This window comes from Mesorhizobium sp. M1D.F.Ca.ET.043.01.1.1, assembly GCF_003952385.1.
GTDB lineage: Bacteria > Pseudomonadota > Alphaproteobacteria > Rhizobiales > Rhizobiaceae > Mesorhizobium.
The window spans coordinates 3,326,458-3,342,211 of record NZ_CP034444.1 but is presented as its reverse complement, the minus strand read 5'-3'; the positions used below and the strand labels follow the sequence as shown (position 1 = coordinate 3,342,211).

The window sequence follows — 15,754 nt, the reverse complement described above, 5'->3', positions numbered from 1 at the left end:
TCCATTTCGGCCCTTTATCGCTCGTTTAATTGGGCACACCATCAGCTAGGCGGGCAAGCCGGCCGTCTGCGCATTGCTCGCCAGCGAGCTTCCCGCTCTTCCGCCGGAGGTTGCCGTGGAGGTCCGGGCGTATTTTCGGTTTCTCTCAGGGTGGCTGGCCGGCGTCATCGAGCGCGGCGCCGAGCAGAAGAAATTGACAATCTCCGCCGCGCCGCGCGTCGAGGCGGAGGCCTTCATGGCGACCGTTCATGGCGCAATGCTCTCTGCGCGAGCCTACGGCGATACCTTGACGTTCGGCATGATCCTGGCGCCGACATTGCAGAAGCTGATCCCCGGGGACCGATCGACGGTCGGCTGACAGTCGCCTGGAAAAGCGGACCCTGTGCGCTTGCCGATGCCTCTTGCGATCACGCCGCCTGCGCCATCCGCTCGGCGCTCATCCGATAGGAGATCGCCTCGGCGAGATGAATGCGGCCGACGGTTTCGCTTGCGTCGAGGTCGGCCAGCGTGCGCGCCACCTTCAGCACGCGGTGATAGGCCCGCGCCGAGAAGGCGAGTTTTTCGCTGGCGTCCTTGAGCAGCGTCAGCCCGGCGGCGTCGGGCCTGGCGATCTCCTCGACGATCGCCGGCGGGCAATGCGCGTTGGTGGTGGCGGCAGCGCCCAGCCTTTCCAGCCGCTCGCGCTGCATGGTCCGCGCTCGCGCCACGCGCTGCGCCACCGAAGCGCTGGTTTCGGCGCGGTCCGGCCGGATCAGGTCGCTGGCCGAAACCGCCGGCACTTCGATCCTCAGGTCGATGCGGTCGAGCAGCGGGCCGGAAATGCGCGCCTGGTATTCGGTGCGGCAGCGGTCGCCGCGCAGGCAGCGAAAGCCGGGCTCGCCCGACATGCCGCACCGGCACGGGTTCATCGCCGCCACCAGCTGGATGCGCGCCGGATAGGTGACGCGGTGGTTGGCCCGCGCGATCACGCAGTCGCCGGTCTCCAGCGGCTGGCGCAGCGCGTCCAGCGTCTGCGGCGTGAATTCCGGGAATTCGTCGAGGAACAAAACGCCGTGATGCGCCAGCGACACCTCGCCCGGCCGCACGCGCAGGCCGCCGCCCACCATCGCCGCCATCGAGGCCGAATGATGCGGGGCGCGGAACGGCCGCCGGTCGGTGAGCTTGCCTTCGCCGAGCTCGCCGGCGACGGAAGCGATCATGGAAACTTCCAGGAGCTCCTTCGGCGCCAGCGGCGGCAGGATCGAGGGCAGCCGCTGCGCCAGCATCGACTTGCCCGAGCCGGGCGGGCCGACCATGAGCAAATTGTGCCCGCCGGCGGCAGCCACTTCGAGCGCCCGCTTGGCGCTTTCCTGGCCCTTGATGTCGGCAAGGTCCGGCAGGTCGCGCGCCGCCAACTGGATACCGGCCTCCGGCCGCGACAGCACCTGGGTGCCGCGAAAGTGGTTGGCGATCGCGATCAGGCTGCGCGGCGCCAGGATGTCGAAATCCTTGCCGGCCCAGGCCGCCTCCGGCCCGCAGGCGAACGGACAGATCAGGCCCTTGCCCTCGGCGTTGGCGCCGATCGCCGCCGGCAGCGCCCCGGCCACCGCAGCTATGGTGCCGTCGAGCGACAACTCGCCGAGCACGACATAGCCAGCCAGCATGTCGCCCGGAATGGCGCCGAGCGCCGCCATCAGGCCGAGCGCGATCGGCAGGTCGTAGTGGCTGCCTTCCTTTGGCAGATCCGCCGGCGCGAGGTTCACCGTCACCTTCTTCGACGGCATCGACAAACCGGACGCATGAAGTGCCGCCTGCACGCGCTCGCGGCTCTCGGCCACCGCCTTGTCCGGCAGGCCGACGATCTGCATGCCGACCTTGCCCGGCGCGATCATCACTTGCACGTCGACCGGCACGGCTTCGATGCCCTGGAAAGCCACCGTGCGAACCCGCGCCACCATCTTCTATCAAGCCCCCGGATACCGGCTCACCCCGGCCCTTGCTCGGACCGCGGGTGATATCGATCCGAGACAATCACAGATTTCGGATTTAGGCAAGAACATTACGGGAACATAGGGGCGCCGCATGGCGACGATCCTGGGGCTGTGACCGCGCACCTGGTGCCGTCAAGCCGTCGGTGCCGCGCCGCGCCGCTCGAGCGCGGTCTTGCGGATGATTTCCGCGATCTCCGGGCTGCTGCTGCACAGCATCTGGAAATCCGCCGAGTGCAGCGACAGGAGTGAGACCGCCGTTGCGGCGCTGACGGTCGCCATACGCGGTTCGCCGCTGATCAGCGCCATCTCGCCGAAGAAGGCGCCAGGGCCAAGCTCCACCGGGTTTGGTGTCGCAACGCTGACACGCCCCTCCACGACGAAGAACATCTGATCGCCGGGCTCGCCAATGCGGCAGATCACGGCGCCCGCCGGCACCATGCGAGGTCTTAGCGCGCGCACGATCTCGACCAGCACGGCCGGGCCGAGCTTCTGAAACAACGGCACGGCGGCGACCAATTGCCAATTGCGGACGAAATCCCCGCGACGGACTTCCTGATAGAAGCCTGTGGCAAGAATGCCGGCCCAGAGCGCGAAGATGCCGATGCCGCTCATCATGACCATCCCGGCAAGGACGCGACCGGCGAAGCTCTGCGGAATCGCGTCGCCATAGCCGGTGGTGGACAGCGTGACCACCGCCCACCACATGGCCTGGGGGATGCTGCCGAACTTTACCGGCTGGATGTCGCGCTCGATGACATAGGCCGCGAGCGCGACACCGAACAGAACGACGCCGAAGAGCGTGGTGACGCCGATCAGGTTGCGCGCTTCGTTGGCCAGCACCCTGCCCAGCACAGGGAAGAAGGTCGAGTCGCGCAGCGGTTTCAGCAGCCAGACAGCACAGTAGAGGCTCCAGTCGGGCGTGCGGACGAGCAGAAATGCGGCGAGTGGAACCAGGACCGCGAGCACATCGATGGCGATTGCCGGCGCCCTGTTGCGTATGTCTCCCGCCCGCCGCTTGAGCAGCGTCGCCGCCATCTGCAGGAGATAGGCGCCCCAAATGACAGCGAGCACGGCAGCCAGGGCCAGCCTGCTTCGTCCGGACAGGTCCGGTATCGTGAGCGCAGCCACCGCCAGAAGCCCGGGCGCAGCCAGCACCGCGTTGGGCGGCGCGTAAATTCTTAGGAAAGGCAGTACCGACATTCTTTGCCCACGAGCGGCTACTGCCTTGCAAAATAGGATGCCTTCAAGGCAAGCGTAAAGGTGCTTGCTGTCGCTGCGATGTGCATCACCAACGGCTCGCGTGCGCGGTCGAGCCTAGGCCCGCTTCCCCTCGACGCAGTCCCAGAACAGGGCGGCGATATCCGCCCCGCCGAAGCGCTGCACCTCGCGAATGCCGGTCGGCGAGGTGACGTTGATCTCGGTCATCCAGTCGCCGATCACGTCGATGCCGACCAGGATGAAGCCGCGTTCCCTGAGCGCCGGGCCGATGCGGGCGCAGATCTCGCGCTCGCGCTCCGTCAGCTCGGTCTTCTCGGCGCGGCCGCCGACATGCATGTTGGAGCGCGAATCGTGCTCGGCCGGCACGCGGTTGATGGCGCCGACGGGCTCACCGTCGATCAGGATGATGCGCTTGTCGCCCTTGCGCACGTCCTTGAGGTAGCGCTGCACGATATAGGGCTCGCGGAACAACTGGCCGAACATTTCGAGCAGCGAGGCCAGGTTCCGGTCGGCCTCGTGCAGATGGAAGATGCCGGCGCCGCCATTGCCGTAGAGCGGCTTGACGATGATGTCGCCGAACTCCTTGCGGAAGGCGGCCACCTCCTGAGGGTCCTTGGTGATCAGCGTCTCCGGCATCAGGTCCGGGAATTCGGTGACGAAGATCTTTTCCGGGCTGTTGCGCACCCAGGCCGGGTCGTTGACCACCAGCGTCTTCGGGTGGATGCGTTCCAGTATATGCGTGGTGGTGATGTAGTTCATGTCGAAGGGCGGATCCTGCCTGAGCAGCACCACGTCCATCTCGGACAGGTCGGTGCGCACCGGCTCGCCCAGGGAGTAGTGTCTGCCCTTCTCGTCGCGCAGCTGCATCTCCTCGACGCGCGCGAACACCTTGCCCTCGCGCATCGACAGCCGGTCGGGCGTGTAGTGGAAGAGCTTGTGGCCGCGCCGCTGTGCCTCCAGCGACAGCGCGAAGCTCGTGTCGCCGGCGATCGACACGGTGGAGACATGGTCCATCTGGACGGCGATCTTCAGCGGCATTTTCGGTCTCCATCGGAGCGGCATCCGTTTGGACGCACAAACGACGCTCCAACACTTTGAATTCTCGTATCTCTGGCGCCGATATAAGGAACTCGAAGGGTTCTGCCAATCGCGCTTGCTTGGTGCAGACGCTCAGCGATCGAAGACCAGCCGGGAATAGCCGAGGAAGGACAGCGCCATCGCAACCAGCGAGGCGACCGCCAGCGCCGCCAGCGGCGGCAGGGCGGGTAGCGCGAACAGCATGGCGCAGTAGATGAGGTAATTGGCGATGCTGGTGGCGACGCCGACGCCGCCATAGCGCGCGCCTTCCCGCGCCATGCCCCGGCTCGATGGCGCGAAGGTCAGATGGCGGTTGATCTGCCAGGTGACGGTGAGCGCGAAGCCGATCGACAGGATACGCGCGATCAGCGGTCCGAGCGGGGTGACGGCAAGCAGCAGCCAGAGCGCGGCCGCGTCGGCGACAAAGCCGATGCCGCCGGCAAGGACGAAGCGGCCAAGCCGGCCCATCAGGCCGCCCGCGAGGCCTTGCCCGGCGCCGTCTTCGGGGAGGCCTGCTCGTTGCCGCCCGCGCGCCCGATGCGGCCGGCAGGGATCGAAAGATAGAAGATGCGCTTCTGTTCGGCGCGGCCGCGCGACACCGAATCGAGGATCAGGCCGGTGACCATCGCCAGCATGGACAAGAGGAGCAGGCCGACCGACAGCACCCAGGTCGGCATGCGCGGCACAAGCCCGGTCTCGGCGAACTCGACCAGCAGGGGGATCGTCAGGCCGATGCTGGCCGCCAGGAAGAACAGCGCGAACGTGCCGAAGAAACGCTGCGGCTGCGTCTCCTTCACCAGCATGGCGAACATCCACAGGATCCTGGCGCCGTCCCTCAAGGTCGACAGCTTCGATGACGAGCCTTCCGGGCGGCGACCGTAGTCAAGCGCCATTTCGTTCACCGGCAGCTTGAGCTGCGAGGCATGGACCGACATTTCGGTCTCGATCTCGAAGCCGCCGGAAACCGCCGGGAAGCTCTTGACGAAGCGCCGCGAAAAGACCCGGTAGCCGGAGAAGATGTCGGTGAAATCGGCGCCGAACAGACCCTTATAGAGCCGGTTGAAGATGCGGTTGCCGAAGGCGTGGCCGGAGCGGCCGGCATCGTCAGTCACGCCGCGCCTGGTGCCCACCACCATGTCGCAGTGCTCGGTCAAAAGCGTGTTGATCAGCTGCGGCGCATCTTCCGGCGCATAGGTGCCGTCGCCGTCGGCCATCACGTAGATGTCGGCCTCGATATCGGCGAACATGCGGCGCACCACGTTGCCCTTGCCCTGGCGCGGTTCGCGCACGACGACGGCGCCGGCGGCGCGGGCCTTGAGCGCGGTCAGGTCCTTCGAATTGTTGTCGTAGACATAGATCGCGGCGGCCGGCAGCGTTTCGCGGAAGCGCCGCACGACCTCGCCGATCGTCAGCTCCTCGTTGTAACAGGGCAGCAGCACGGCGATCACCGGCTCGTTGCGGACTTCGTGCGGCATGTCTGTCTCCGGTGCCCGGCCCTCCGGCCGCGCCGATGCCGGCCCCAATGGCGGCGTCTCCGGGCCGCTTCACTATTTATTGAAGCCGTTAAGGCCAGGTTTAAGCCCCGGTCCCCAAAGCCGGCCAACCGGCCCCGGGGCTCTCCTAAGGTAATCGGAAAATCGATTTTCCCGATACTTTTCCTAAACGCTTTGCTGCCAGTCTGGCGATAAATACCGTCGTCACAACAGGGACATGATGCAAACGACGTTTGGCACCGGGCTGCCAGGCAGGGACAACACGGATCTGGCCTTCACCGATCCGCTGACCGGGCTTGGCAACCATCGTCGCTTCTTCGACAAGGTCGATCGCCTGATCAGCGACCGCGCCGACGATCCTGCGCCGTTCACCGTCGGCATCCTCGACCTCGACGGCTTCAAGCCGATCAACGACCTGTTCGGCCACAAGGCCGGCGACGACATCTTGATCCAGGTGGCGATGCGCCTGCGCGCCTCGATGGACGGCTACTCCACGGTCTGCCGCATCGGCGCCGACGAATTCGCCTTCCTCTATCCGATGGTGTTCAGCGAAGAGCAGGCGGCCGAGAAGTCGCGCATGCTGATCGAAATCCTGTCGGCGCCCTATGATGTCGGCGAGCGCACCGCGAGATTGTCGGCCTCGGTCGGCTGCTCGCTGTTCTATTCCGGCGACGAGACCACCGAGATCCTGATCAACAAGGCCGAGACAGCGCTCTACCACGCCAAGCGCTCGGGCCGCGGCCGCGTCGTCGTCTACACCCGCGAGATGGAGGAGGCGGCCAAGCGCGTCACCCGCATCGAGCAGGCGCTTCGGCGCGCCGTCTCGGCCGGCGAGGTCGAGCCGCATTTCCAGCCCATCGTCGATCTCAGCACCCGCCGCACCATCGGCTTCGAGACGCTGGCCCGCTGGACCGACCGCGATCTCGGCATGGTGCCGCCGAGCGTGTTCATTCCCATCGCCGAGGAGCGCGGCATCATCGGTCCGCTGTCGCAGCTGGTGCTGCGCAAGGCGACCGAGGCGGCGCGCAGCTGGCCGAAGGACCTGTTCCTCTCCTTCAACCTGTCGCCGTCGCAGCTCGTCGACCAGAACACCGGCTTGCACATTCTCGCCATCCTCGAGCGCACCGGCTTCGATCCGCGCAGGCTGGAGATCGAGATCACCGAAACCGGCCTGATGACCGATCCGGCTTCGGCCGAGAAGATCGTCCAGGACCTGCGCCGGGTCGGCATCCGCGTCTCGCTCGACGATTTCGGCACCGGCCAGTCCTCGCTCGGGCGTCTGCGCGAGTTCCATTTCGACAAGCTGAAGATCGACCGCGCCTTCGTCTCCTCCATCCTCGACGACCGGCCGTCGGAGCACATCATCCGCGCCATCCTCGCCATGTGCGAAGGGCTTGGCATGGACGTTGTCGCCGAAGGCATCGAGGAGGAAGCGCAGGCCGACCGCCTCGTCCAGTTCGGCTGCGCCGGCGGCCAGGGATACCTGTTCGGCAAGCCGGCCGATGCCGACGCCACGCTCGGCTATCTGCGCGATTCCTATCGGGGCGCGCTGCGCGCCAAGGCGATCTGACCGAAGCAGCCCGCGGTTCAGCCGCCCAGTCCGCGCCGCGCGGAGGCGCGGCTGCCGTTTTGTCAGACATAAGCCCGAAAAACGCCTTTTCGCCCTTGCCCCCGGGGCCGGCATGGCTAGGATGCGCGCCGGCCAAAGGGAGAAAGAAATCATGATGCCATCGGCGCGTTTCGCCGACCTCGACGACGCCTCGGTGCTGATCACCGGCGGCGGTTCCGGCATCGGCGCGGCGCTGACCGAGGGCTTTCTCCGCCAGGGCGCCAAGGTTGCCTTCATCGACATAGCCGATAAGCCAAGCACGGCGCTCGCCGACCGCCTGGAAAAGGAGCTCGGCCGGCGCCCGCTCTATCTCAAGACCGACCTGCGCGACGTCGAGGCGCTGCGCGCTGCCGCGGCCAGGGCGGCGCAAACGCATGGCGATGTCACGGTGCTGGTCAACAACGCCGCGCTCGATGACCGCCATGAGGTGAAGGACGTCACGGTCGAGTTCTGGGACAACAACCTCGCGATCAACCTGCGGCCGCATTTCTTCACCGCACAGGCGGTGGCGCCCGGCATGAAGCGCGCCGGCGGCGGCTCGATCATCAACCTCACCTCGACCTCCTACCTCATCAACCATCCCGACATGCCGGCCTACACCGCCGCCAAGGCCGGCATACTCGGCCTCACCAAGGGCCTTGCCGGCAAGCTCGGCGCCGACGGCATCCGCGTCAACGCGGTCGCGCCCGGCTGGGTGATCACCGACCGCCAGAAGGAGCTTTGGGTGACCGAGGAGAGACTTGCGGCCCATGTCGCCAAGCAATGCATCAGGCAGGTCATGCAGCCCGACGACATCGTCGGCACGGTGCTGTTCCTGGCATCGGACGCCTCGCGCATGCTGACGGCGCAGATGCTGATCGTCGACGGAGGTTTCCTGTGAGCGGCATGCCTGCGGTTGCCGCGCTCGACTGGGGCACGACCAGGCTCCGGGCCTGGTTGCTCGACGGCGCCGGCAAGGTGCTCGCCGAACGGCGTGGCGACGACGGGCTGATCACGGCGCGCGAGAAAGGCTTTGCGGCGGTGCTGGAAGGCCACCTCGCCGCCATGGGCGCGCCGGAGGCATTGCCCGTCATCATCTGCGGCATGGCGGGTTCCCGCCAGGGCTGGATCGAAGCGCCCTATGTCACGGTGCCGGCGCCGATCGGCGCCATTCTTGCCGGCGCCGCCCGCATCGAAGACCAGCCTCGAGACATCCGCATCGTGCCGGGCCTCGCCCAGCGCCTGGCCGACGCGCCGGATGTCATGCGCGGCGAGGAAACGCAGCTCGCCGGCGCCGGTTTGCCGGCAAAGGGACGGCATCTCGTCTGCATGCCGGGCACGCATTCGAAATGGGTTGCGGTCGAGGACGGCGCGGTCGCCGGCTTCGGCACCTGGCCGACCGGCGAGCTGTTTTCGGTGCTTGCCGCGCATTCGATCCTGAAGCATTCGCTTGGCGAGCATCCGGCTCCTGTTGCGGCGGACAGCCCGTTCTTCCGTCAATGGTGCAGCCAGGCGCTGGGCGAGGGCGGCGACGTCACCTCGAAACTGTTTGCGATCCGCGCCGCCGGGCTGCTGCAGGACTTGAAGGCGGACGAGGCGGCGGCGTGCCTGTCCGGGCTCTTGATCGGCGGCGAGATCGCTTCGGCCAACCGCCGCTACGGCGCCGGCGAGGCTCCGGTAGTGCTGATCGCCTCCGGGGCGCTGGCCGCACTTTACGCCGCCGCTCTCGGCTTCGCAGGCCTTGCCTTTCGGATCGTCGATGCGGATGAAGCAGTGCGCGCTGGTCTTGTCGAGGCCGCCCGCGAGAACGGCATGATCGGAGGCGCTCGATGAGCCAGACCGCACCCTTCCCCAAACTGAGGCGCGGCCTCGTCGCCATCCTGCGCGGGCTGAAGCCCGGTGAAGCGGTGGCGATCGGCAAGGCGGTTTTCGACGCCGGCATCGAGGCGATCGAGGTGCCGCTCAATTCGCCGGAGCCCTTCGCCTCCATCGCCAGCATCGCCGAAGCGCTTCCCAGGACCGCGCTGGTCGGCGCCGGCACGGTGCTGACGGCCGCCGATGTCGATGCCTTGCACAAGGCCGGCGGCCGGCTGCTGGTCAGCCCCAACATCGATGCCGAGGTCATGGGCCGCGCCATGCATCACGGCATGGTGACGATGCCCGGCGTGTTCACGCCGACCGAAGCCTTCCAGGCCATAAAGCTTGGCGCCTCGGCGCTGAAATTCTTTCCGGCGAGCGTGCTTGGCGCCGCTGGTATCGCGGCGATCCGCGCGGTGCTGCCGGCGACGACGCTGATCGGCGCCGTCGGCGGCGTTTCCGACAAGGACTTTGCCGGCTACAAGGCGGTCGGCGTCAGCGTCTTCGGCCTGGGATCGAGCCTCTACAGGCCGGGCGCCGGCGTCGAGGACGTGGCGCAGCGCGCCCGCGCCGCGGTCGCCGCCTGGGACGAAGCCTTCGGAGGGGAATGATGGACAGCGTTTCGATCTTCAGTGACCATGTCTGCCAGCTTGGCGAGGGCCCGAGCTACGATCCCGCCACCGACGCGCTGTTCTGGTTCGACATCGTCAACGGCAGGCTTCTGGAAAAGCCGCTCGCCGGCGCGCTGAAGGTGCACGACCTCGGTCTGATGGCCAGCGCCATCGCCGTCATCGACGATGCCCGCCAGCTCATCGCTACCGAGAAGGGCCTCTATGTGCGCGATGTCGCGACCGGCAAGCTGACGCTCAACACGCCGATCGAGGCCGACAATCCGGCGACGCGCTCCAACGATTCCCGCGTCCACCCCTGCGGCGCCTTCTGGACCGGCACGATGGGCAAGGACGAGGGCAAGGGCGCCGGCGCGATCTACTGGTTCTTCAAGGGCGAGTTGCGCCGGCTGTTTGCCGACATCACCGTCTCCAACTCGATCTGCTTTTCCGAGGACGGAACGATCGCCTACTACACCGACACGGCGACCGGCCTCCTGATGCGCGTCGCTTGCGATCCCACGACCGGCCTTCCGGCAGGCGAGCCGAAAGTGTTCGTCGATCACCGCTCGTCAAAGGGTTATGTCGATGGCTCCGTCGTCGACCGCGACGGCGTGCTGTGGAACGCGGTCTGGGGCGGCAAGGCGGTGAAGGCCTATGCACCTGACGGCACGCTGCTGCGCGAGATTCCGATGCCGGTAACGCAACCGTCTTGCCCCGCCTTTGTCGGCCAGAAGGGCGACAGGATCGCGGTGACGTCGGCCTGGAAGGGCAAGGACGACAAGCAGCGCAAGCTGGATCCACAGGCCGGCATGACGTTTCTCCTCGACATTCCGGTCAAGGGTCGCTTCGAGCCGCGCGTGCTGATCGCCTGAGCGGCTTGCGGATTATCGCCCGGCGCGGTCGGTTTCCCGCAAGCCGATTGCAATGGCCATGCGATGGTAGCGCCTGATTTCGCTGGGAGTTACCATGTCGCGCAACAGGCCGACGCTGATCCTTGTCCATGAGCCGGAGAAGGCTTGCTTCGACCGGCTCGTCGCAGACGGGTTCGCACCGGAACGTGCTTTGGAGATCTCCTCCTATCTGGCTCAGTCGACCGATCTCGCGTCGGAATTCGACCAGATCGCCGCCGCTTGCGAAAAGCGTGGCCTCGCCTTCATGGCCGTCGAGCTGGACGACGCCGCGACCGCGCTGGCAAAGGCCGATCCTGCCGCCACCCTGGTCTGGACGCTGACCGACGGCATCGCCTATTTCCGGGGCGGCGCCTCGCCTGCGCTGGCGCGGCTGAACGGGCTGAAGATGATCGGCGCCGACGATTCGCTGTTCGCGCTCTGCCAGGACAAGTTCCGCTCCGGCGCCGTGCTCGGAGCGCTCGGCCTGCCGGCGCCGGCTGCAGGCTTGGCATGCAACGGCGCGTGGCTGGTCGAGCCGCCGGCCTCGGCTGCCGGTTGGTTCGTCAAGCCCAACCGGCTCGGCGCCAAGATCGGCATTTGGCCGGATTCGCGGGTCACCGATCTCGGCCATGCACTGGAGCTTAGCCGGCGTGTCTTTGGCCACTATCGCGACGATGTCGTCGTCCAGCCCTATGTCGCCGGCCGCAATGCGCGGGCGAGCTTCCTTGGGCTGAAGCCTCAAACCGGCGTCGAGGCGCTCGGCATCGCCTTCGTCGAGTCCGGCGGTGATTTCCAGACCATGGCCGACTCGATGGCGCTCTATGGCGACACCGGCCAGGCCGCCAGGAACGCCGGAAACTACGCCGAGCCGGAGCTCGAGCCGGTCGCCGCCAGCCAGCCGGCCGCCGATCGGGCGATCCGCGCCATCGCGCAAAAGTTGATTAACGGACTTGGCCTTGGGGACGTCTTCTCCGTCGATTTTCGGGTCGAGGCCGACGACACCATCCACCTCATCGAGTTCGAGGTCTGCCCCGGCCTGCCCTGCTTCGATTTCCGCGACTATTGCCGCAGGCAGTGGGGCATGAGCCTGGCCGACGCAATGGCCGAGACGGCGGCCAATCGGCTGACGCCGTGACTTTATTGGCTGAGACGTAACGACTTCGTCATTCCAGGGCGGAGCAAAGGGCGAAGCGACGCGCGCACCCTGGAATCCATGCCGTTACTGCGGCCGTGGAGTGCAGCGGAGCAGAATTCTTGATCGTAGCGGCGCGTTGAAGTCACGGCATGGATCCTCGGGTCTGCGCTGCGTCGCTTCGCTCCTTGCTCCGCCCGTGGATGACGACAGATAGGCGGCTGATCTCCAACATACGCCGATGCAGACGACCTAAATCCCCTCGACCAGCACGATCTCGCCGTCGGCGACCTTCTGGCGGATGGCGACGGCGCGTTGATATTCCGGCGAGTGGTAGCAGTCATGCGCCGCGGCAAAGGATTCGAATTCGATGATCACGTTGCGCGCGCGGCCAGGCCCTTCGGCTTTTTCGTGCTCGCCGCCGCGCGCCAGGAATTTCGCGCCGAAGCGGTCGAAGGCGAGCTTGGCGGCCGCGACATAGTCCTTGTAGCCCTCGGCATCGCGCACATCGACGCGAGCGACCCAATATCCCTTTGGCATCATTTTTTCTCCGATTTGAAAATCAGGCGGATTGCATCTCGGTCAGGATCGCCTCGGCCGCCGCCCGCCTGTCGGCAGCGGCGACGATTGGCCGGCCGACGACGAGGTGGCTGGAGCCGTTGCGGATCGCTTGCGCCGGCGTCACCACGCGCTTCTGGTCGCCGTGGTCGCTGCCGCTCGGCCGTATGCCCGGTGTGACGACGGCCATGTCGGGGCCGACGATCCGGCGCACCGCCTCGGCCTCCTCGGCCGAGCAGACAATGCCGCCCATGCCGGCATGCAGCGCCTGTTCGGAGCGCCGCAGCACCAGCGTGTGCGGGTCGTACTCATAGCCGGCGTCGATCATGTCCTGCTCGTCCATGGAGGTCAGCACGCTGACCGCCAGCAGGCAAAGGTCACTGCCTTTGGCCGCTTCCACGGCCGCCCGCATCGCCTTCGGATAGGAGTGGATGGTGAGCATCGTCATGCCCATCCTGACGATGTTTTCGACGCCCTTGGCCACGGTGTTGTCGATGTCGAGCAGCTTCATGTCGAGGAAGATCTTGGTGCCGCCGCTGGCCAGCTCGCGCGCGAAATCGAGCCCGCCGGCGAAAGCGAGCTGGTAGCCGATCTTGTAGAAGGAGACGGTGCCTTCGAGCTCGCGCACCGCCTTTTCGGCGTCCTTCAGCGTCGGCACGTCGAGGCCGACGATCAGCCTGTCGCGCATGGTCTCGCCTTGGGAACTGCCGGGGTGCATCAGGCCTCGATCCGCACCGACAGCATGCGCGAGGTTTCGATCAGTGTGCGGCATAGGCGCTCCATCGATTGGTGTAGTCTCTCGTCCCGGAATTGTCCGTCCTCGGCGAAGGCCTCATTGGCGCCGGATACCGAGCATTCCGGCGTGATCACTTCCATCTGGCAGCGCACCAGCACCGCGCGCAGATGGTTGATGCAGCGTATGCCGGCGAACTTGCCTTCGGAGGAGGAGCAAAGGCCTGCGGGCTTGCCGTAAAGCGGCCGGAACGAATGGCTGCCGTCGCGCCTGATCCGGCTCACCCAGTCGATCGAGTTCTTCAGGAGCGGCGGGATCGAGCCGTTATATTCGGGCGTCGCGATCAGCAGGCCGTCGTGATCCGCGATCAGCCGGCCGAGCTTCACGGCGTTTTCGGGAACGCCTTTTTCCTTTTCCAGATCCTCATCCATGATCGGCAGCGGATAGTCGCCGAGCGAGATGCGCGTCACCTCGGCGCCCTGCATGGCGAGCTCCTTCTGCGCCACGTCGGCCGTTCGGCCGCTGAAGGCGCCGGTGCGGACCGAACCGGCAAAGACGAGGATTCTGGGGATGACGGTCATTGGCCAACCTTGTTCCCGGACAGGTACAGCCAAGGGGCATTCAAATCAACGGGGGGAGGGAGTAAGGGAGTAGGGGAGTAGGGCAGAGGAAAGAATGGCTCCAATTCCGGACTATTTCCTACTCCCCTATTCCCTTCTCCTAGTGCGCCTTGCGCCGGTAGATCCACAGCTGCGTCGGCGGGATGTTGCGGATGATGAAGTCGAAATGCTTGACCGTGTAGTTGCCGCGGCCGGGCGGGATCGGCGACATCGGGCCGTAGGTCAGCTGCACGATCGGCCGGCCGGCGGGGATGCGGTCTAGCAGGCTTTCGACATAGGCGACGCGCTGGGCGACCGGGAAGTTGAGCAGCGGCACGCCGGAGACGACCGAATCGAACATCATGTCGCGCTTGTCGCCGAGCGTGGCATTGAGATTGAAGGCGTCGCCCTCGATGACGTTGACGCCGGGATAGAGCCGGCGCAGGTGACGCACGAAGTCGGTCGAGTATTCGATCGCATAGAGGTTTTCCGGCTTCACGCCCTGCGCCAGGATGGCGCGGGTGATGACGCCGGTGCCTGGGCCGATCTCGAGCACCGGCAGGCCCGATTTCGGATTGACGATCGAGGCCATCTTGCGGGCGGTGATGGAGCTGGTGGGAACGATCGAGCCGACCGCTTTCGGCTTGTCGATCCAGCCTTTGAAGAACTTCAGCTCGTCGTCGAATTTTTGCGCCAGCGCTTTGCGCAATCCGGGACCACGTGCCATGTGAGCTCTCCTCAATGCTCCCCGAACCGCTACTTATCAGCTAGGTGGAACAAGGCAAGGCGTCAACCTGGCATAAGGTGTTGATGACGCTCGGGAATGTTGCCGGATAAGGATCAGTGCTCGCCGAAGGACTCGAAAAAGTCCTTCATGCGGGCGAAGAAGCCGCTCGACTGGGGCGAGTTGTCCTTCGAGGAGAGCTGCTCGAACTCTTCCAGCAGCTCGCGCTGCCGGCGCGACAGGTTCTGCGGCGTCTCGACCGCCGTCTGGATGTAGAGGTCGCCGACATTGGCCTGCCGCAGCACCGGCATGCCCTTGCCCTTCAGCCGGAACTGGCGGCCGTTCTGGGTGCCTTCCGGCACCTTCACCTTGGTCTGCGAGCCGTCGAGCGTGGTGACCTCGAACGAGCCGCCGAGGGCGGCGGTCGTCATCGAGATCGGCACCTTGCAGTAGAGGTCGGCGCCGTCGCGCTGGAAGAATTCATGCGGCTTGACCGCGAGGAAGATGTAGAGGTCGCCCGAAGGGCCGCCGCGCAGGCCGGCCTCACCCTCATTGGCAAGCCGGATGCGGGTGCCGTCCTCGATGCCGGCCGGGATGTTGACCGACAGCGAACGCTCCTCGGTGACGCGGCCCTGGCCGGCGCATTTCGGGCAAGGGTCCTTGATCGTCTGGCCGCGGCCCTGGCATTGCGGGCAGGTGCGCTCGATCGAGAAGAAGCCCTGCGTTGCCCGCACCTTGCCGTGGCCGTGGCACATGGCGCAGGTGACGGGCTGCGTGCCGGGCTTGGCGCCGCTGCCCGAGCATTCCGAGCAGGAGATGGAGGCAGGCACCCGGATCTGCGCCGTCTTGCCGGAGAATGCCTCTTCCAGCGAGATTTCCATGTTGTAGCGCAGGTCGGCGCCGCGCTCGCGGCCGCCGGAAGAGCGGCGCTGGCGGCCGCCCATCATGTCGCCGAAAATATCCTCGAATATGTCGGCGAAGCCGCCGGCGCCGAAGCCGTGCGCAGCGCCGTTCATGCCGCCCTGCTCGAAGGCGGCGTGGCCGAAACGGTCATAGGCCGCGCGCTTCTGCGGGTCCTTCAGCGTCTCGTAGGCCTCGTTGATTTCCTTGAATTTGTGCTCGCAGGCATGGTCGCCTGGGTTGCGGTCGGGATGGAACTGCATGGCGAGCTTGCGGAAAGCGCTCTTCAGCTCCTTGTCGTCGGCACCTTTGTGCACGCCCAGCGTTTCGTAGAAATCAGCTTTCATTTTTTCCCGCTGTCCGGATGCTCAATGTCTTCAGGCATTGTTGCGTCGTCGCCGGCA

Annotated in this window: 16 protein-coding genes and 1 pseudogene; 7 read left to right on the top strand and 10 right to left on the bottom strand. The window is 66.2% G+C overall.

Going from position 1 to position 15,754, the window contains the following annotated elements:
* Nucleotides 1-49: 49 nt before the first annotated feature.
* A pseudogene (locus tag EJ067_RS16235) lies at nucleotides 50-358 on the top strand (TetR/AcrR family transcriptional regulator); the annotation flags it as partial.
* A 49-nt stretch (nucleotides 359-407) separates the two neighbouring features.
* On the opposite strand, the gene EJ067_RS16230 reads toward EJ067_RS16235, so the two are convergent.
* From EJ067_RS16230 to EJ067_RS16210, 5 genes are all read right to left on the bottom strand, one after another.
* On the bottom strand, nucleotides 408-1,937 hold the full coding sequence (locus EJ067_RS16230) for a YifB family Mg chelatase-like AAA ATPase (protein ID WP_126086639.1): 1,530 nt from the start codon (nucleotides 1,935-1,937) through the stop codon (nucleotides 408-410).
* A gap of 165 nt (nucleotides 1,938-2,102) precedes the next feature.
* The gene (locus EJ067_RS16225) at nucleotides 2,103-3,170 is read right to left on the bottom strand and encodes a cyclic nucleotide-gated potassium channel (RefSeq protein WP_126086638.1); all 1,068 of its coding nucleotides are present in this window, start codon (nucleotides 3,168-3,170) and stop codon (nucleotides 2,103-2,105) included.
* A 114-nt stretch (nucleotides 3,171-3,284) separates the two neighbouring features.
* Nucleotides 3,285-4,226 (bottom strand): glutathione synthase, encoded by a 942-nt coding sequence (gene gshB, locus EJ067_RS16220; RefSeq protein WP_126086637.1) that lies wholly within the window; start codon nucleotides 4,224-4,226, stop codon nucleotides 3,285-3,287.
* Nucleotides 4,227-4,358: 132 nt separating this feature from the next.
* On the bottom strand, nucleotides 4,359-4,733 hold the full coding sequence (locus EJ067_RS16215; RefSeq protein WP_126086636.1) for a GtrA family protein: 375 nt from the start codon (nucleotides 4,731-4,733) through the stop codon (nucleotides 4,359-4,361).
* Nucleotides 4,733-5,740 (bottom strand): glycosyltransferase, encoded by a 1,008-nt coding sequence (locus tag EJ067_RS16210; RefSeq protein ID WP_126086635.1) that lies wholly within the window; start codon nucleotides 5,738-5,740, stop codon nucleotides 4,733-4,735. Before EJ067_RS16210 ends, EJ067_RS16215 begins: the two co-directional genes overlap by 1 nt.
* Nucleotides 5,741-5,978: 238 nt before the next feature.
* On the opposite strand from EJ067_RS16210, the gene EJ067_RS16205 reads away from it, so the two are divergent.
* From EJ067_RS16205 to EJ067_RS16180, 6 genes are all read left to right on the top strand, one after another.
* Complete coding sequence (locus EJ067_RS16205; protein WP_126089642.1) at nucleotides 5,979-7,328, top strand: EAL domain-containing protein; 1,350 nt, start codon at nucleotides 5,979-5,981, stop codon at nucleotides 7,326-7,328.
* A gap of 151 nt (nucleotides 7,329-7,479) precedes the next feature.
* A complete protein-coding gene (locus EJ067_RS16200) occupies nucleotides 7,480-8,247 on the top strand; it encodes an SDR family oxidoreductase (RefSeq protein WP_126086634.1) in 768 nt (255 codons plus the stop codon).
* Nucleotides 8,248-8,252: 5 nt separating this feature from the next.
* On the top strand, nucleotides 8,253-9,179 hold the full coding sequence (locus EJ067_RS16195; protein ID WP_126089641.1) for a 2-dehydro-3-deoxygalactonokinase: 927 nt from the start codon (nucleotides 8,253-8,255) through the stop codon (nucleotides 9,177-9,179).
* The gene (locus EJ067_RS16190) at nucleotides 9,176-9,814 is read left to right on the top strand and encodes a 2-dehydro-3-deoxy-6-phosphogalactonate aldolase (RefSeq protein WP_126086633.1); all 639 of its coding nucleotides are present in this window, start codon (nucleotides 9,176-9,178) and stop codon (nucleotides 9,812-9,814) included. The genes EJ067_RS16195 and EJ067_RS16190 overlap by 4 nt, the downstream gene beginning before the upstream one ends.
* Nucleotides 9,811-10,686 (top strand): SMP-30/gluconolactonase/LRE family protein, encoded by an 876-nt coding sequence (locus EJ067_RS16185; RefSeq protein WP_126086632.1) that lies wholly within the window; start codon nucleotides 9,811-9,813, stop codon nucleotides 10,684-10,686. Before EJ067_RS16190 ends, EJ067_RS16185 begins: the two co-directional genes overlap by 4 nt.
* Nucleotides 10,687-10,780: 94 nt before the next feature.
* A complete protein-coding gene (locus EJ067_RS16180) occupies nucleotides 10,781-11,839 on the top strand; it encodes a D-alanine:D-lactate ligase-like protein (protein WP_126086631.1) in 1,059 nt (352 codons plus the stop codon).
* Between the two features lie 249 nt (nucleotides 11,840-12,088).
* On the opposite strand, the gene EJ067_RS16175 is transcribed toward EJ067_RS16180, so the two are convergent.
* From EJ067_RS16175 to dnaJ, 5 genes are all read right to left on the bottom strand, one after another.
* A complete protein-coding gene (locus EJ067_RS16175; protein ID WP_126089640.1) occupies nucleotides 12,089-12,376 on the bottom strand; it encodes a DUF1330 domain-containing protein in 288 nt (95 codons plus the stop codon).
* 22 nt (nucleotides 12,377-12,398) lie between these two features.
* Nucleotides 12,399-13,112 carry an orotidine-5'-phosphate decarboxylase gene (pyrF, locus tag EJ067_RS16170; RefSeq protein ID WP_126086630.1) on the bottom strand — a complete coding sequence of 238 codons (714 nt, stop codon included), beginning with the start codon at nucleotides 13,110-13,112 and terminating at the stop codon, nucleotides 12,399-12,401.
* Nucleotides 13,112-13,708, bottom strand: coding sequence for an NADPH-dependent FMN reductase (locus EJ067_RS16165; RefSeq protein WP_126086629.1), 597 nt, complete (start codon nucleotides 13,706-13,708; stop codon nucleotides 13,112-13,114). The genes pyrF and EJ067_RS16165 overlap by 1 nt, the downstream gene beginning before the upstream one ends.
* A gap of 139 nt (nucleotides 13,709-13,847) precedes the next feature.
* Complete coding sequence (gene pmtA / locus EJ067_RS16160; RefSeq protein WP_126086628.1) at nucleotides 13,848-14,453, bottom strand: phospholipid N-methyltransferase PmtA; 606 nt, start codon at nucleotides 14,451-14,453, stop codon at nucleotides 13,848-13,850.
* 113 nt (nucleotides 14,454-14,566) lie between these two features.
* A complete protein-coding gene (gene dnaJ, locus EJ067_RS16155) occupies nucleotides 14,567-15,697 on the bottom strand; it encodes a molecular chaperone DnaJ (RefSeq protein ID WP_126086627.1) in 1,131 nt (376 codons plus the stop codon).
* Between the last annotated feature and the right edge of the window lie 57 nt (nucleotides 15,698-15,754).

Excerpts from the sequence above, each read along its gene's own strand:
- EJ067_RS16225 (WP_126086638.1), bottom strand. The coding sequence starts at position 3,170 with ATGTCGGTACTGCCTTTCCTAAGAATTTACGCGCCGCCCAACGCGGTG.
- EJ067_RS16190 (WP_126086633.1), top strand. The coding sequence starts at position 9,176 with ATGAGCCAGACCGCACCCTTCCCCAAACTGAGGCGCGGCCTCGTCGCC.
- EJ067_RS16195 (WP_126089641.1), top strand. The coding sequence starts at position 8,253 with ATGCCTGCGGTTGCCGCGCTCGACTGGGGCACGACCAGGCTCCGGGCC.
- EJ067_RS16215 (WP_126086636.1), bottom strand. The coding sequence starts at position 4,733 with ATGGGCCGGCTTGGCCGCTTCGTCCTTGCCGGCGGCATCGGCTTTGTC.
- dnaJ (WP_126086627.1), bottom strand. The coding sequence starts at position 15,697 with ATGAAAGCTGATTTCTACGAAACGCTGGGCGTGCACAAAGGTGCCGAC.
- EJ067_RS16180 (WP_126086631.1), top strand. The coding sequence starts at position 10,781 with ATGTCGCGCAACAGGCCGACGCTGATCCTTGTCCATGAGCCGGAGAAG.
- EJ067_RS16230 (WP_126086639.1), bottom strand. The coding sequence starts at position 1,937 with ATGGTGGCGCGGGTTCGCACGGTGGCTTTCCAGGGCATCGAAGCCGTG.
- gshB (WP_126086637.1), bottom strand. The coding sequence starts at position 4,226 with ATGCCGCTGAAGATCGCCGTCCAGATGGACCATGTCTCCACCGTGTCG.
- pyrF (WP_126086630.1), bottom strand. The coding sequence starts at position 13,112 with ATGCACCCCGGCAGTTCCCAAGGCGAGACCATGCGCGACAGGCTGATC.
- EJ067_RS16210 (WP_126086635.1), bottom strand. The coding sequence starts at position 5,740 with ATGCCGCACGAAGTCCGCAACGAGCCGGTGATCGCCGTGCTGCTGCCC.
- EJ067_RS16205 (WP_126089642.1), top strand. The coding sequence starts at position 5,979 with ATGCAAACGACGTTTGGCACCGGGCTGCCAGGCAGGGACAACACGGAT.
- EJ067_RS16165 (WP_126086629.1), bottom strand. The coding sequence starts at position 13,708 with ATGACCGTCATCCCCAGAATCCTCGTCTTTGCCGGTTCGGTCCGCACC.
- pmtA (WP_126086628.1), bottom strand. The coding sequence starts at position 14,453 with ATGGCACGTGGTCCCGGATTGCGCAAAGCGCTGGCGCAAAAATTCGAC.
- EJ067_RS16175 (WP_126089640.1), bottom strand. The coding sequence starts at position 12,376 with ATGCCAAAGGGATATTGGGTCGCTCGCGTCGATGTGCGCGATGCCGAG.
- EJ067_RS16185 (WP_126086632.1), top strand. The coding sequence starts at position 9,811 with ATGATGGACAGCGTTTCGATCTTCAGTGACCATGTCTGCCAGCTTGGC.
- EJ067_RS16200 (WP_126086634.1), top strand. The coding sequence starts at position 7,480 with ATGATGCCATCGGCGCGTTTCGCCGACCTCGACGACGCCTCGGTGCTG.